The sequence below is a fragment of the Arthrobacter sp. TJ-238 genome (assembly GCF_058269215.1).
On record NZ_JBZCNH010000002.1, the window covers coordinates 210,197 to 224,770 of the forward strand.

At 69.0% G+C, this 14,574-nt stretch carries 11 protein-coding genes; 5 read left to right on the top strand and 6 right to left on the bottom strand.

Going from position 1 to position 14,574, the window contains the following annotated elements; genetic code table 11:
* The first annotated feature begins 260 nt into the window (after nt 1–260).
* From AC4D2O_RS04320 to AC4D2O_RS04330, 3 genes are all read left to right on the top strand, one after another.
* On the top strand, nt 261–1,037 hold the full coding sequence (locus tag AC4D2O_RS04320; RefSeq protein ID WP_490905372.1) for a ThuA domain-containing protein: 777 nt from the start codon (nt 261–263) through the stop codon (nt 1,035–1,037).
* Nucleotides 1,034–2,173 (top strand): Gfo/Idh/MocA family protein, encoded by a 1,140-nt coding sequence (locus AC4D2O_RS04325; protein WP_490905373.1) that lies wholly within the window; start codon nt 1,034–1,036, stop codon nt 2,171–2,173. Before AC4D2O_RS04320 ends, AC4D2O_RS04325 begins: the two co-directional genes overlap by 4 nt.
* A gap of 111 nt (nt 2,174–2,284) precedes the next feature.
* Nucleotides 2,285–3,919, top strand: a complete 1,635-nt coding sequence (locus AC4D2O_RS04330) for an alkaline phosphatase D family protein (protein WP_490905374.1) — start codon at nt 2,285–2,287, stop codon at nt 3,917–3,919.
* A 137-nt stretch (nt 3,920–4,056) separates the two neighbouring features.
* Here AC4D2O_RS04330 and AC4D2O_RS04335 read toward each other — a convergent pair whose 3' ends face one another.
* From AC4D2O_RS04335 to AC4D2O_RS04350, 4 genes are all read right to left on the bottom strand, one after another.
* The gene (locus tag AC4D2O_RS04335; RefSeq protein WP_490905375.1) at nt 4,057–5,430 is read right to left on the bottom strand and encodes an NAD(P)/FAD-dependent oxidoreductase; all 1,374 of its coding nucleotides are present in this window, start codon (nt 5,428–5,430) and stop codon (nt 4,057–4,059) included.
* Nucleotides 5,431–5,447: 17 nt separating this feature from the next.
* A complete protein-coding gene (locus AC4D2O_RS04340; RefSeq protein ID WP_490905376.1) occupies nt 5,448–6,926 on the bottom strand; it encodes a gamma-aminobutyraldehyde dehydrogenase in 1,479 nt (492 codons plus the stop codon).
* A gap of 74 nt (nt 6,927–7,000) precedes the next feature.
* Nucleotides 7,001–8,443 carry an NAD(P)/FAD-dependent oxidoreductase gene (locus tag AC4D2O_RS04345; RefSeq protein ID WP_490905377.1) on the bottom strand — a complete coding sequence of 481 codons (1,443 nt, stop codon included), beginning with the start codon at nt 8,441–8,443 and terminating at the stop codon, nt 7,001–7,003.
* Nucleotides 8,440–10,164, bottom strand: a complete 1,725-nt coding sequence (locus tag AC4D2O_RS04350) for an amidohydrolase (protein ID WP_490905378.1) — start codon at nt 10,162–10,164, stop codon at nt 8,440–8,442. Before AC4D2O_RS04350 ends, AC4D2O_RS04345 begins: the two co-directional genes overlap by 4 nt.
* A gap of 158 nt (nt 10,165–10,322) precedes the next feature.
* On the opposite strand from AC4D2O_RS04350, the gene AC4D2O_RS04355 reads away from it, so the two are divergent.
* On the top strand, nt 10,323–11,030 hold the full coding sequence (locus tag AC4D2O_RS04355; RefSeq protein WP_490905379.1) for a TetR/AcrR family transcriptional regulator: 708 nt from the start codon (nt 10,323–10,325) through the stop codon (nt 11,028–11,030).
* A gap of 4 nt (nt 11,031–11,034) precedes the next feature.
* Nucleotides 11,035–11,610 (top strand): mismatch-specific DNA-glycosylase, encoded by a 576-nt coding sequence (locus AC4D2O_RS04360; RefSeq protein WP_490905380.1) that lies wholly within the window; start codon nt 11,035–11,037, stop codon nt 11,608–11,610.
* 1 nt (nt 11,611) lies between these two features.
* On the opposite strand, the gene AC4D2O_RS04365 is transcribed toward AC4D2O_RS04360, so the two are convergent.
* Both AC4D2O_RS04365 and AC4D2O_RS04370 read right to left on the bottom strand, forming a co-directional pair.
* Nucleotides 11,612–12,982: an aspartate aminotransferase family protein gene (locus tag AC4D2O_RS04365; RefSeq protein ID WP_490905381.1), complete on the bottom strand. Its 1,371-nt coding sequence runs from the start codon at nt 12,980–12,982 to the stop codon at nt 11,612–11,614.
* A 46-nt stretch (nt 12,983–13,028) separates the two neighbouring features.
* Nucleotides 13,029–14,522: a CoA-acylating methylmalonate-semialdehyde dehydrogenase gene (locus AC4D2O_RS04370; protein ID WP_490905382.1), complete on the bottom strand. Its 1,494-nt coding sequence runs from the start codon at nt 14,520–14,522 to the stop codon at nt 13,029–13,031.
* Between the last annotated feature and the right edge of the window lie 52 nt (nt 14,523–14,574).

The following is a 14,574-nucleotide window of genomic DNA, read 5'->3' on the forward strand; positions in this document are numbered from 1 at the left end:
ACGTGAGGTAGGTGTCGACTTTCTACCCTGCGGCTATGGTAAAGCGCTTTGACCACCCCTTGACAAGCACGGGCGGCGGCGGAAGACTCCTTTTCATGCCAGCCGGTTAAGCGTTTTACTTCCGGCTGGTCGCGTCGGGCGGTCCCACCATCCCGCCCTGCGATGTTCTCCACTTCCGGAGCACGCCGGCCGCGGCCAGGCCGACGCTGCCAAGAGCGCCGGCTCGGCCGGCTGGACACCTCTCACGTAAGGAAGACACCATGAACATCACCGAGCCGCTTCGCGTCCTCGTCTGGGGCGAGAACCGCCACGAGAAGGAGCAGCCCGAGGTCGCCGCCATCTACCCGGACGGCATGCACACCACCATCCGCGAGGGCATCGAGGAGAACCTGGGGGAGCGTGCGCAGGTCCGCACCGTCACTCTGGATGATCCCGAGCACGGCCTCACCGAGGACGTGTTGCAGTCCACCGACGTGCTGGTGTGGTGGGGACACGCCGCCCACGGCGAGGTCTCCGACGAGGTGGTCGAGCGCGTGCACCGCCATGTGCTCGCGGGTATGGGCTTGCTGGTCCTGCACTCCGGCCACTGGTCGAAGATCTTCGGGAAGCTGATGGGGACCTCGTGCACGCTTCGCTGGCGCTCGGAGCGTGATCGGGAGATCGTGTGGACGGTCGATCCATCCCACCCGATCGCCCAGGGCGTCCCCCACCCGTTCATCATTCCCGAGCAGGAGATGTACGGCGAGTTCTTCGACATCCCCGCCCCCGACGAGCTGGTCTTCCTCAGCACCTTCAGCGGCGGTGAGGTGTTCCGGAGCGGTTGCACCTTCAAGCGCGGCTTCGGGAAGATCTTCTTCTTCAGCCCTGGTGACCAGGACTACCCCGTCTACCACCACAAGGATGTACGCCGCGTCATCGCCAACGGGGTCGAGTGGGCGAGAACCCTGCGTTCGGAGCGCACCGACCCGGTGTTGCTGCGTTACGAGACCGAGGACTTCTATGCCGGACACGGCTACCAGGGGGCGATGAACAATTGATCTCCTTCGCAACGATCGATGAGCCGGGACCGCTGCGCGTCGTGCAGGTGGGCGCCGGGGGTATGGGCAGGGCCTGGATCCGGACGCTGCAGGCCAACGACGACGTCGAGCTGGTAGGCCTCGTGGACCTGGACCTGGCGACCGCGCAGGAGGCAGTCCGGGAGTTCGGGCTCGACGGCGTGGCGCTGGGTACCAGCGTGTCGGAGGTCGCGCTGACGACCGGCGCCCACGCCGTCGTGAATGTGACGGTGCCGGGTGCACATCATCCCGTCAACGTCGAGGCGATGTTCGCCGGGCTGCCGGTGCTGTGCGAGAAGCCGGTAGCGCCGACCGTCGCCGAGGGGCTGTCCCTGGCTGCTGCCGCGGAGGTCAGCGGCCAGCTGCTGATGATCAGCCAGTCGCGCCGGTACTTCCGCGGTCTGACGCAGCTGAAGGCGATCACGGACGGGCTGGGCGATGTCGGGGTGGTGACCACCGAGTTCTTCAAGGCACCGCGCTTCGGGGGGTTCCGGGAGGAGATGGCGCACGTGCTGCTGGTGGACATGGCCATCCATCAGTTCGATGCAGTGCGGTTCCTGCTGGTTCAGGAGCCGGTGTCCGTGTACTGCGAGGAGTTCAATCCGTCGTGGAGCTGGTACAGCGGTGATGCCGCCGCCACGGCGGTGTTCACCATGAGCGACGGCACACGCTACGTGTACACGGGCAGCTGGTGCGCGGACGGCCTGGAGACGTCGTGGAACGGCAGCTGGCGGGTGAACGGTGCCGGTGGATCAGCGGCCTGGGACGGGGATGGAGCGCCTGTCGCCGAGGTGCAGTCGGGTTCATCGCCGCTCACGCCGGTGTCCCACGATGAGGAGATTGCGGGTGCGCTGGTGGAGTTCGTGTCGTCGCTGCGGTCCGGCGACGTGCCCTCGGGCGAGGTGCACTCGAACATCCTGAGCCTGGCCATGGTCGAGGCCGCGGTGGAATCGGCGTCCTCCGGCGGCAGGGTCCTGATCGACGATGTCGTGGAGCAGGCCTACCGGGTCGCCGTCACCTCCGAGCGGCGCGCGGACGTCCGGGCCGCGCTGGAGTCCTGGGGGTCGGCCCGGTCGCACGTCGGGGATCGGCAGGAAGCCGGCTCGGCCGGAGCGTGACCGCAGCCCTCCTGCGGGCACCGGTGCCGAACGGGTGAACGTCGGGCGAATTCTCCGCCAGGAACGTGCCCACGGCCATCAGGGAGCGCAGCACCGCGCTTAGATCGACCTATGACCTCCATGACCCGCCGCACCGTCCTGACCGCAACCGGTGTCCTCGCCGTCGCCGGGGCGACCGTCGCCCCTGTCGCCACCGCCCGTACCAGCCCGGCCGTGGCCGCCACCGGCACCTTCGGCCACGGTGTCGCCTCCGGCGATCCCGTGCCGGACGGCGTCCTGCTGTGGACCAGGATCACGCCGGCCCGGGATGCGAAGCCCGGCTCGGGCAAGGGCCCGGCGGTGCCGGTGCGTTGGGAGGTGTCGACGACGGCGGACTTCCGCCGCATCGTGGCGCGCGGCACCACGAAGACCGGCCCCGAGCGGGACCACACCGTCAAGGTGGACGTGCGCGGGCTGCAGCCGGCCACGAGCTATTGGTACCGCTTCATGAGCGGCAGGGACCAGTCGCCGGTCGGGCGGACCCGTACGGCTCCCGCGGAGGGTGCCGCCGTCGATCTGCTGCGGGTGGGCGTCGTGTCCTGCGCCAACCTCCAGGCGGGCTGGTTCTCGTCCTACCGGCATCTGGCCGCGCGCGGCGACCTCGACCTCGTGCTGCACCTGGGCGACTACCTCTACGAGTACGCGCCCGGGGAATACCAGGCACGCGACGTCGTCGTCCGTCCCCATGACCCGGCCGTGGAGATGACGACCCTCGAGCACTACCGGCGTCGGCACGCCCAGTACAAGGAGGACGCCGACCTGCAGGCCCTGCACGCCGCGGTTCCCTTCGTGGTGACGTGGGACGACCACGAGTCGACGAACGACGCCTGGGAGGGTGGCGCCGAGAACCACACGGAGGGGGCGGAAGGCGCCTGGGCGGACCGGCGCGCGGCCGCGATGCAGGCCTACGCCGAGTGGATGCCGGTGCGGTACGAGGCCGGCGGGCAACTCTACCGCCGGCTGGAGCTCGGGTCGCTGGCGAGCATCTCGATGCTGGACCTCCGCTCCTACCGGGACCAGCAGGCGCCGTCCACCACGGATCCTTCCATCGGCAGTCCGGACCGGAGCATCACGGGCGAGGCGCAGATGGAGTGGCTCCTCGACGGGCTGTCGACACAGCAGGCTCAGTGGAAGCTCGTCGGGAATCCGGTCATGATCACGCCGGTCCTTTTCCCGCCCACACTCCCCACCACGGCCGTGGAGGGGATGGAGAAGCTGATGGGCTCCGCGACCCTCGACGGCGTGCCCTACAACATCGACCAGTGGGACGGCTACACCGCCGACCAGTCGCGCGTGCTGCGGCACCTGGGCGACAACGGGATCACCGACACCGTGTTCCTGACCGGTGACATCCACTCGGGCTGGGCATGCGACCTGCCGGCCGACCGGAAGACCTATCCGGTCACGGGTGCATCGGTAGGGACGGAGCTGGTGTGCACGTCCGTCACCAGTGACAACCTCGACGACATCCTCGGGGTGCCGCCGCGCACCGCCTCCCTGTCCGTCGAGGCCCGGTTCCGGACGAACAACCCGCACGTGAAGTACCTCGACTTCGACTCCCACGGGTACTCGATCCTGGAGGTCCGCCCGCAGGGCGTGCGGATGGACTGGTACGTGCTGTCGGACCGCACAGACCCGGTAGCGACCTCCAGCCTGTCGGCGTCCTTCCAGGTGCTCGCGGGGACGCAGAAGGTGACGCGGGCGTAGAGCTCCCGGTGCGCTGTCAACGAGGCGTTCGACGCGACGCGCCCACCGCGAGCGGGCACGCATCGTTATCGTGTTCTAGCGGTGTCTGTCGAGGACGACGACGGCGATCGCGGCCGCCGGCCTAGGTGGGTCGTGGATCAGGCACGTCCAGAGATCAGATCCGCTGCCCTGGCGATCCGGGACGTCGACTGCAGCCGGCTGTTCTCGGCCCGGTCTGCCGCGTAATAGGCCTCATGGAGCGTCTTGACCGCGATCCAACGCACCGGTTCCATCTCCCATCTGCGGACTTTGCGGTTGACCCACGGCATCGCTGCCAGCTCACTGTCCGACCCCAGCACGAGGTCCCGCAAGGTCCGACCAGCCAGGTTGGCTGCTGTCACACCGGTACCTACATATCCGCCCGCCCAGCCGAGACCTGTGGCGAGGTCCAGTCCTACGGTTGCCTTCCAGTCACGCGGTACGCCGAGCACGCCGGCCCAGGCGTGGTCGATCCGGGACTCGCGGGTCGCAGGGAACATGTCGTGCAGGATCGCGGTCAGTCTCTGGATCGTCACGGCCTGGGTCGCACCGTCGGAATCCGTCCTGGACCCGAAACGGTAGGGCACCCCGCGGCCACCGATGGCGATCCGATCGTCCGCGGTTCTCTGCGCGTACATGTAGGCATGGGCCATGTCCCCGACCACATCGAAGTTGTTCCAGCCGATGTCCGCCCACACCTCGTTGCCGAGGGGCTCTGTGGCGATCATGGACGAATTCATCGGCAACCACTCCCGATGCGACCCCTTCAGATTCGCCGTGAAGCCTTCGGTGGCGCGCAGGACGTAGGTCGCTCGCACGTCTCCTTTGTCCGTCCTGGCCAATCGCGGCGAAATCTCCGTCACCGCGGTGTCCTCATAGATGCGCACCCCCAGGGCTTCCACCGTCCGCGCCAGTCCTCGCACCAGTTTGGCGGGATGAATCCTGGCCGCATGCGGGTGGTGGAGCCCTCCCAGGGTCCCGGCGATGTTCACCCGGTCCTGGGTCTCCTGCTTCGACAGCAGGATCGCTCCTGACTCCGGCCACTGCGCTTCGGCGGCGGCGAGGGCTCGCAACCTGGACAGTTGTGCCGGGTTGCGAGCCACGCCGAGCTCGCCCCCTTTGTGGAAGTCCGCCTCGATTCCCTCGTCAGCTGCCACCGACACCACTTCATCGACGGTGTCGTTCAACAGCGTCTGGAACCGACCGACGGCTGTTCGCCCATGGCTTTTCACATAGGAGCCGCGGCCACCCGTGATGCTGTTGGTCAACCAGCCGCCGTTCCGGCCGGATGCGCCGAAGCCGGCGAAGCGGCTTTCGAGGACGGCGATCCGGAGATCGGGACGGGCCCGCTTGAGATAGTACGCAGTCCAGAGCCCGGTGTAGCCTGCGCCGACAATGGCGATGTCAGCCGTGATATCACAGTCGAGGGCGGGCCTGCTGACAGGCAGGCCGGATTCGGCGTACCAGAAAGATACGTTTCCGTTGGTGGTCACGGTGACTCCTCAGCTGGTCAGGGCTTCACGCGGAAGACGGTGTCCTGCCACTCCTTGTGGGCCGTCCGGTCCCGGCTCATCAGCACGTGCTTGACGTTGGTGTAGTCCTCCAGCGAGTAGATCGACATGTCCTTGCCGAAGCCTGAGGCCTTGTACCCGCCGTGGGGCATCTCGGAGATCATCGGGATGTGCTCATTGATCCACACGCAACCGGCCTGGATCTCGGCACTTGCACGCAGCGACCGGCCCAGGTCGCGGGTCCACGCGGAAGCGGCCAGGCCGTACCGGGTGTCATTGGCCAGGGCGAGGCCCTCGTCGTCGGAGTCGAAGGGCAGCGCGGTGAGTACCGGCCCGAAAACCTCGTCCTGGACGATCTCCGAGTCCTGTGCGGCACCCACGACCAGGGTCGGCCGGTAGAAGGCGCCGGCCGCGAGGTCCCCGCCGGGTGCCTCTCCACCGCAGAGGATCCGGGCGCCGTACCCGCGGGCACGCTCCACGAAGCCGGCCACCCTGTCCCGGTGCGCGTGCGTGATCAGCGGGCCGAGATCTGTGCCGTCCAGTGTCGGGTCCCCGAGCACCACCTGCTCCATGAGTTCGGCGACGCGGTGGGTGAAGGCCTCGAACAGGGGGCGCTGGACGTAGGCGCGGGTGGCTGCGGTGCAGTCCTGGCCGCCGTTGATGATGGAGCCGGCCACCGCGCCGTGCGCAGCGGCCTCGACGTCGGCGTCGTCGAAGACCAGGAACGGGGCCTTGCCGCCGAGCTCCAGGTGCACCCTCTTGGCGGATTCGGCGGCCATCGCCATGATGCGCCGGCCGACGGCGGTGGACCCGGTGAAAGAGGTCATGACGACGTCGCGGTGCCGCACCAGGTGTTCGCCGGCCACTGTGCCGGTGCCCGTGACGATGTTGATCACGCCGTCGGGGATGCCTGCCGCCTTGGCCGCTTCGGCGAGGATCAGCGAGGTGCCCGGAGTGAGCTCCGACGGCTTGAGCACGATGGTGTTGCCGGCGGCGATGGCGGGGAGGATCTTCCAGCCGGCCATCTGCAGCGGATAGTTCCAGGGTGCGATGGAACCCACGACGCCGATGGGTTCCCGGCGGACCATGGAGGTCTGGTCCGCCGCATACTCGCCGGCGGCCAGGCCCTGCAGCTGCCGGGCGGCGCCGGCGAAGAAGGAGGTGTTGTCGATGGTGCCGGGGACGTCGAACCCGGCCGACATGCGGATCGACTTGCCGGTCTGCGCGGTCTCGAGGCCAGCGAGCTGGTCGGCGCGCGACTCCAGTTCCGCGGCGAGTGCGAGCATGGCCTCCGAACGTGCGGCCGGGGCCAGCCGGGACCAGGTGCCGAAGGCGCGTTTGGCGGCGGCGACGGCGGTGTCGACGTCGTCGGGGTCGGCGTAGCGGATGACTTCGGCGGTCTCCCCGGTGGCGGGGTTGATGCGCTTGGCTTCTTCTCCGGAGCCTTCACGGTAGTCGCCGTCGATGAACTGATGCATCTGGACTCCAATACTCCGTGCTGCGGGGTCGGACTGTTGTGGGGCAGGGTGCCGTGGGGATTGCTCGACGGCCATCAGGAATCGAAACCCATCCCGAGCTTGTCCAGGAGCTTCAGCCACAGCCCGCGGCGGCCACGGCTGCGGTCGGCCCGCACCATCGCGGCGGTGGTCACCTTGATTCCGAGCCATGCGAGCGGCTCGGGAGGGAACGGCAGCGGTTTCTTCCGGACCATCTGCAGCTCGGTCCGCTCGGTCGGGGTGCCGGCGAGCAGATCCAGCATCACATTCGCGCCGAAGCGGGTGGCGCCGACGCCGAGGCCGGTGTAACCGGCGGCATAGGCCACCCGGCCGCCGTGCGCGGTGGTGAAGAAGGAGAAGAACCGGCTGCAGGTGTCGATCGCCCCGCCCCAGGTATGCGTGAATCTCACGCCGTCGAGCTGCGGGAAGGTGGCGTGGAAATGTGCCGCCAGACGCGTGAAGGTCTCCGGCCGCTGCAGATACCCAGGCTTCATGGTCCGGCCGAAGTGGTAGACGGCGTCATAGCCGCCGAAGAGGATCCGGTCCCTGCCCTGCGGGTCCGTGGCAAGCCGGTAGTAATGGAAGCGGTTGTTCAGGTCCGCCAGGCCCTGCCGGTTGTGCCATCCGATGGACTGCAGGTGCTGCGCCGTCAGCGGCTCTGTCATCAGCGCGAAGTCGTACACCGGGACGGTGTGCAGACGAGTGCGTTTGAGCAGAGACGGAAAGACGTTGGTGGCGAGTGCGACCCGCTCTGCCGTGAGGGTGCCGCCGTCGGTGGTCAGCCGCACTGCGCTTGTGGTGGCCTTGAGCCCGCGCACGGGGGTGTGCTCATGGACCTCGACACCGGCGGCCAGGGCCGCGCGCTGCAGTCCCCAGGCGAGGCGGGCCGGATTGAGCATCGCGGTGCCCTTCCTGTCCCAGAGACCGGCGCGATACAGGGGGGAGCGGACCTCCTTGCGCACGGCCTCCTGGTCGAGGAAGACCACGTCCGGATCCTTGCCCTCCTCGGCGGCCAGCCATGCAACCTGGTGATCCTCGGTGGCGACGGAGAGCGTGCCGGTCCATTCGAAGCCGCAGTCGATGCCGTAACGCTCGATGGTCTCGGCGATCTGCCGCAGGTTCTCCTGGCCCAGCTCGGCGAGCCGTGCGGCTTCTCCGGGCAGGTGCCGTTCCCCGTTGGATTCGCCGTGGGTGAGGCTGGCTTCGCAGAATCCGCCGTTCCGGCCGGAGGCGGCCCAGCCGATCCGGCGGGCCTCGAGCAGCACCACACGCCGGTCCGGGTCGCGTTCCTTGGCCATCAACGCCGTCCACAGGCCGGTGTAACCGCCACCCACCACGGCAAGATCCGTGGTCGCGTCGCCGGCCAGGGCGGGCAGGGCGTCCGGGCGGGCGGGATCGTCGAGCCAGTACGGTTCGGTGGAGGCATCGGCCAGGGCAGCGGCGGTCCGAGCCGGCGGGACCTGCCGTTCGGCGTCGTCGTAGGTGGTGCTGGGGCTCATGTCACCGACTCCTGGCGGTCGCGGCTGTGCACGGGCTGACCGTCCACCATGGTGAGGTCGGCGTGAACGGTGTGCAGGTCGCCAGGGTCGAGGTCGAACGGGTCGGTGCTCAGCACCACCAGGTCCGCCAGCTTGCCGGGGGCGATCGTGCCGCCGTCGTCGAACCGGTTCAGCCAGGCCGAGCCCGAGGTGTACGCCGCCAGCGCCGCCCGCAGATCCACTGCTTCGGCGGGGATCAGCGCCGGCGCGTCCGGGAAGTCCGGATGGCTGCGATTGACGGCGACATGGATCGCCTGCCACGGATCCGGCGTCGAGACGGGCCAGTCCGAACCCATGGCCAGGCGCGCGCCGGCGGCGATCAGTGAACCGAACGGATACTGCCGGCCGGCACGCTCCTCCCCGAGGAACGGCACGGTCAATTCCGTCATCTGATCGTCGTTGCAGGCCCACAGCGCCTGGGCATTGGCCGTGACGTCCAGCGCCGCGAAGCGGGGTACGTCCTGCGGCTGGATCAGCTGGATGTGCGCCAGGTGATGGCGCCCGCCGCCGGCACCGGTGCCGGCGGCGCCGCGGCCGTTCACCCGGCGGGCGTAGTCGACGGCGTCGAGCCCGCCGCGCACCGCGCGGTCGCCGATCACGTGCAGGTGCAGATCGAAACCGGCCGCGTCGAGCGCCGCGGCGACCAGGTTCAGCACGTTCTGGGGCAGGTACATCAGGCCCCGGTCGTCATCGGACCTCCTGCCCTCGCTACCGCCACCGGTCGCGCCGTTCTGCGCACAGCGGCAGGGGCGCAGGTACGGGTCCACCATCGCGGCCGTGAAATTCTCCGCGACACCGTCGACCATGATCTTCGCGCTCACGGTGGCGAACCCGGCCTCGGCGTTGAGCCGCCGGCGTTCCCGGAAGTCGTCGACCAGGGCGCCGATGGTGTCAGCGGTGGTGGTCCGCGGAACCCAGAGCGCGCCCGTGGCCCTGCCGGTCAGCAATCCCTCGGCTGCGAGGTCGCGGTAGGCGGCACCCGCGTCGCCGTAGCCGGCGTAGTCGCCCAGGATCGCCTCCTGCCAGCCGGTGACGCCGAGCGAATGCAGGTAACGCTGGGACTCGAGCAGGCTCTCCCGGAACTCCTCCGCCGTCGCCGGCGGCACAAGCCGGTTGACCAGGTCCATCGCGCCCTCATGCAGCGTTCCGGCGGGGGAGCCGTCAGCGTTGCGCTCGATCCGCCCGTCGGCGGGGTCGGGAGTGCGCGCATCGATTCCGGCGAGTTCGAGCGCCCTCGAGTTGACCCATGCGCCGTGATGGTCGGCGTTGACGAGGTAGGCGGGCCGGTCGGGAACGACGGCGTCGAGCAGGGCACTGGTCGGGCAGCCGCCGGGAAAGTCGGAGCCGTGCCAGCCGCCGCCGGTGATCCAGGGCTTGTCGCTGCCCGCGGCGTACGCCCGGATGGCGGCAAGGACGGCGCCCTGGCCGCTGAGTCCGGAGAGGTCGCAGGAGAGCCGCTCCAGTCCGCCGATCGCCGGGTGGACGTGGGCGTCGGTGAACCCGGGGGTCAGCATCCGGCCGGCCAGGTCGATCTCTACCGCGTTGCCGGTCGCGGCCAGCATCTCCTCATCGGCTCCGACGGCGGTGATCCGGTTGCCGGTGACGGCCACGGCCGTCGCCGTCGGGTGCACCTGCTGCCCGTCGAAGATCCGGCCGGAGAAGAACACCACGTCAGCGCTCACGTCTGGCCCCCGCCCCGGCGGGAGGACGCGGCACTTCAGGCGCTGCGGCAGTGATCATTGGGTTCATCGAACTCGATACCGGGTCATCTGTCAACGGCGTTGACTTTTCGAGCGGGCGGTCCGCATGATGGTCCCGTGGTCTGTTCCGGGAGGCATCGGTGAGGGAGCGCGGCACGCCGTCGGCGCCTGCCGGCACCAGGGACGGACGGCAGCGTGCACAGGGGCTGACGCGCGGCGGGATCATCGATGTGTGCCTGCAGCTCGTGGACGAGGAGGGCGACGGCGCCCTGACCTTCCGTCGGATAGGTCGCGCGCTGGGAGCGGATCCGACGGCGCTGTACCGGCACTTCAGGGACAAGGACGAGCTGATGCTGGCGCTCGCCGACCGGCTGATCGCCGAAGCGCTGCGGGACTTCACGCCGTCGGACCAGTGGCGGGACACTGTGCGGGAGCTGATCACCCGGGGCCGGCGGGCCTACCTGGCGCATCCGCAGATCGCGATCCTCGCTTCCGTCCGGGTCACCCGGCAGGAGGCGGAGATGACCTTCATCGACACCATGCTGGCCACCTTGCGGGGCGCGGGGTTCAGCGACGCCGATGCTGTGCGCGTGTACCGGGCGTGCGCGGACTTCATGCTGGCATGGACGGGGTTCAGCGCCGGCATCAAGTCGCTCGGCGAGCAGTCAGCACGGGACGACGCAGCCTGGGCCGCCGAGTACGCGGCAGCCTCGCCGGAGCGGTTCCCCAACGCTGTCGCGTTCGCGGCCGAGATGGCCGCCGTCGACGACGAGGTGAACTTCTCGTTCGCGCTGGAACTGCTGCTCGACGGCGTCGCGGCGCGGATCCCGGCGACCGTGGAAGACTGACAGTGTGGGTTTCACGCGTGCTGAGCTGCTGAGCTATCAGGATGCCGTCCTTCCGGACCTGATCGGTCCGGACCTGCGCCTGCTCTTCGTAGGAATCAACCCGAGCTTGTGGGCCGCGGCGAGCCGGTCGCATTTCGCCCGCCCCGGGAATCGCTTCTATCCTGCGCTCGCTGCCGCCGGCATCACCGAATACCTGATCCGGGCCGGGGACGGGATGACCGACGCGGATCGGCGCCACCTGCTGTCCCGCGGTGTCGGCATCTCCAACGTCGTCTCCCGGGCTACGGCCCGTGCCGACGAGCTCAGTACCGACGAACTGCGTGACGGCGCCGCCCGGCTCGCCGACAGGGTTGCTGACGCAGGCCCACGCGTGGTGGCAGTGGCGGGGATCACCGCCTACCGGCTCGGCTTCGACAGGCCCAAGGCTGCAGTCGGGCTCCAGCCCGAGACGATCGGCGGGGCGGAGCTGTGGGTGGTGCCGAACCCGAGCGGGCTGAATGCGCACCACACGGTGGCGAGTCTGGCCGCGGCGTACCGGGAGCCGGCGGAGGCTGCGGGACTGGAGGGGCTCCGACCGTAGGTCAGTCCTCGGCGAAACGGTCGGCGACGGACAACGCCTCATCCAGGATGGCCAGGCCCGCGCGTGTATCCTCGGCGCTGGTGTTCAGGGGTGGCACCGCATGAATACGGGTGAAGTTCGCGAACGGGAGCAGTCCGCCGGCCCTGCAGGCTGCGAGCACCTCGTTCATCTCGGGGCTGGACCCGCCGTACGCGGCCAGCGGTTCCCGCGTCCGCCTGTTCTTCACGAGTTCGACAGCCCAGAAAGCGCCCAGGCCGCGCACCTCACCCACGGACGGGTGCCGCTCCGCGAGCCTGGCCAGACCGGGGCCGAGAACCGTCTCGCCCAGGGCCGCGGCATGCTCCACCATCGCCTCGTCCTTCATGGCGTTGATGGTGGCCACCGCCGCGGCGGTGGCCAGCGGGTGCCCGGAGTAGGTCAGCCCGCCCGGATAGGCACGTTCCGCGAAGGTCGCGTAGATCTCTGCCGAGATAGCGACACCGCCAAGCGGCACGTAACCGGAGTTGACTCCTTTGGCGAAGGCGAGCAGGTCCGGCACCACATCGAAATGATCGACCGCGAACCACCTGCCGGAGCGCCCGAAACCGGCCATCACCTCGTCGGCGATGAACACGATGCCGTAGCGCGTTGCCAGTTCCCGCACACCCTTCAGGTATCCCGGTGGCGGCACCATGATGCCGGCGGTGCCCGGAATGGACTCGAGCACGATGGCCGCGATGTTCGACGCGCCCTCCAGTTCGATGGTCGTCTCGAGGTGGGCCAGCGCCCGCTGGCTCTCCTCCTCCGGCGTCGAGGCATGGAACTGCGTGCGGTAGAGGAACGGCGCATGGAAATGCACCGTGCCCGCAGTGCCGTAGTCGTTGGGCACCCGGCGCGGGTCCCCGGTGACATTGACGGCGAGCGCGGTTCCGCCGTGGTACGAGCGGTAGGCCGAGAGGACCTTGTACCGGCCGGTGTGCAGCCGCGCCATCCGGATCGCGTGCTCGATCGCGTCCGCACCGCCGTTGGTGAAGAAGATCCTGTCGAGATCTCCCGGCGTCAGCTCCGCGATCAGCCGGGCCGCCTCCGAGCGTGCTCCGTTGACGAATTGCGGCGCGATCGTACACAGTGTCGCCGCCTGCTCCTGGATGGCGGCGATCACCTTCGGATGCTGATGACCGATGTTGGTGTTCACCAGCTGCGAGGAGAAATCCAGCAGGCGGTTCCCCTCGCCGTCCCAGACGTAGGAGCCTTCAGCCCGGGTGACGGTCATCGGCGTGATCAGTTCCTGGGCCGACCAGGAGTGGAAGACGTGCTTGCGGTCCAGCTCGTAGGCGCGCCGGCCCGCGGCCAGCTCCGTGTCGCTGACGCGCGTCCCGGTTACGGCGGTCATGGGATTCTCCTTCGAAGGAACGACGACGGTTGGTCCAGCGGGCCGGTCAGGCGTTGCGTGGAAAGCCGAGGTTGAGCCCACCGTGGCTGGGGTCCAGCCAGCGGGTCGTGACCACCTTGCCGCGGGTGAAGAACTGGACGCCCTCACTGCCGTGGGCATGGCTGTCGCCGAAGAGTGAGTTCTTCCAGCCGCCGAAGGAGTAGTAGGCCATGGGTACGGGGATCGGTACGTTGATGCCGACCATGCCCACTTCCACTTCGTTCTGGAAGCGGCGGGCGGCGCCGCCGTCGTTGGTGAAGATCGCGGTGCCGTTGCCGTAAGGGTTCGCATTAATCAGCGCCAGGGCATCGTCGTAGGTCCCGGTGCGCACCACGGACAGGACCGGTCCGAAGATCTCGTCCGTGTAGATCGACATCTCCGGGGTGACGTGGTCGAAGAGAGTGGGGCCGAGGAAGAACCCGTCCCCTTCGGAGTCGGCCTCCACCGTCCGTCCGTCCACCACCACGGTGGCCCCGTCCGCCTCGCCGGCGTCGATGTAGCCGGCCACCCTGCTGCGGTGCTCATGGGTCACCAGCGGTCCCATGTCGGTGCCGCGCAAGCCGTCCCCGACCCGCAGCGTGGCGGCGCGCTCGGCAATCTTCTCCACCAGTTCATCGGCGATCCCGCCGACGGCGACCAGCGCCGAGATGGCCATGCAGCGTTCACCGGCGGAGCCGAAGCCGGCATTGACGGCGGCGTCGGCCGCGAGATCCAGGTCCGCGTCGGGAAGCACGATCATGTGGTTCTTGGCGCCGCCCAGGGCCTGCACCCGCTTACCCGCGGCTGTTCCCCTCCGGTAGACGTACTGCGCGATGGGGGTCGAGCCGACGAAGGAGACCGACTTGATGTCCTGGTGGTCCAGCAGCCTGTCCACGGCTTCCTTGTCGCCGTGCACCACGTTGAAGACGCCGTCCGGCAGGCCGGCTTCCTTCCACAGCTCGGCCATCCAGTTCAGGGCGGTCGGGTCCTTCTCGCTGGGCTTGATCACCACGGTGTTGCCGGTGGCGATGGCGACCGGGAAGAACCACATCGGCACCATGGCCGGGAAGTTGAAGGGCGAGATGATGGCCACCGGCCCGAGCGGCTGGCGCAGCGAGTGGACGTCGACCCTGGAGGAGGCGTTCTCGGTGTAGCCGCCCTTGAGCAGGTACGGGATCCCGCAGGCGAACTCCACGACCTCCTGTCCCCGGCCCACCTCGCCCAGGGCGTCATCGAGTACCTTGCCGTGTTCGGCCGTGATGATCGCGGCCAGTTCGCCCTTGCGGGCATTGAGCAGTTCCCGGAAGTGGAACATGATCTGCACGCGCCGTGCCAGCGAGGTGTCCCGCCAGGCCGGGAACGCCGCAGCAGCCGCGGCGACGGCCTCGTCGACGCGGGCGGGGCTCGCCAGTGCTACGCGGGAGGACACCTTGCCGGTGGCCGGGTTGGACACGTCCGCGACCCGGCCGTCGCCGGACGCTGCCGTGTAGCCGCCGTTGATCCAGTGCTGCGTGGTCTGCATGAGCGCGCTCCCGGTGCTGTTGATGGGTGCTCCCCATCCTCGCGCCGCCACT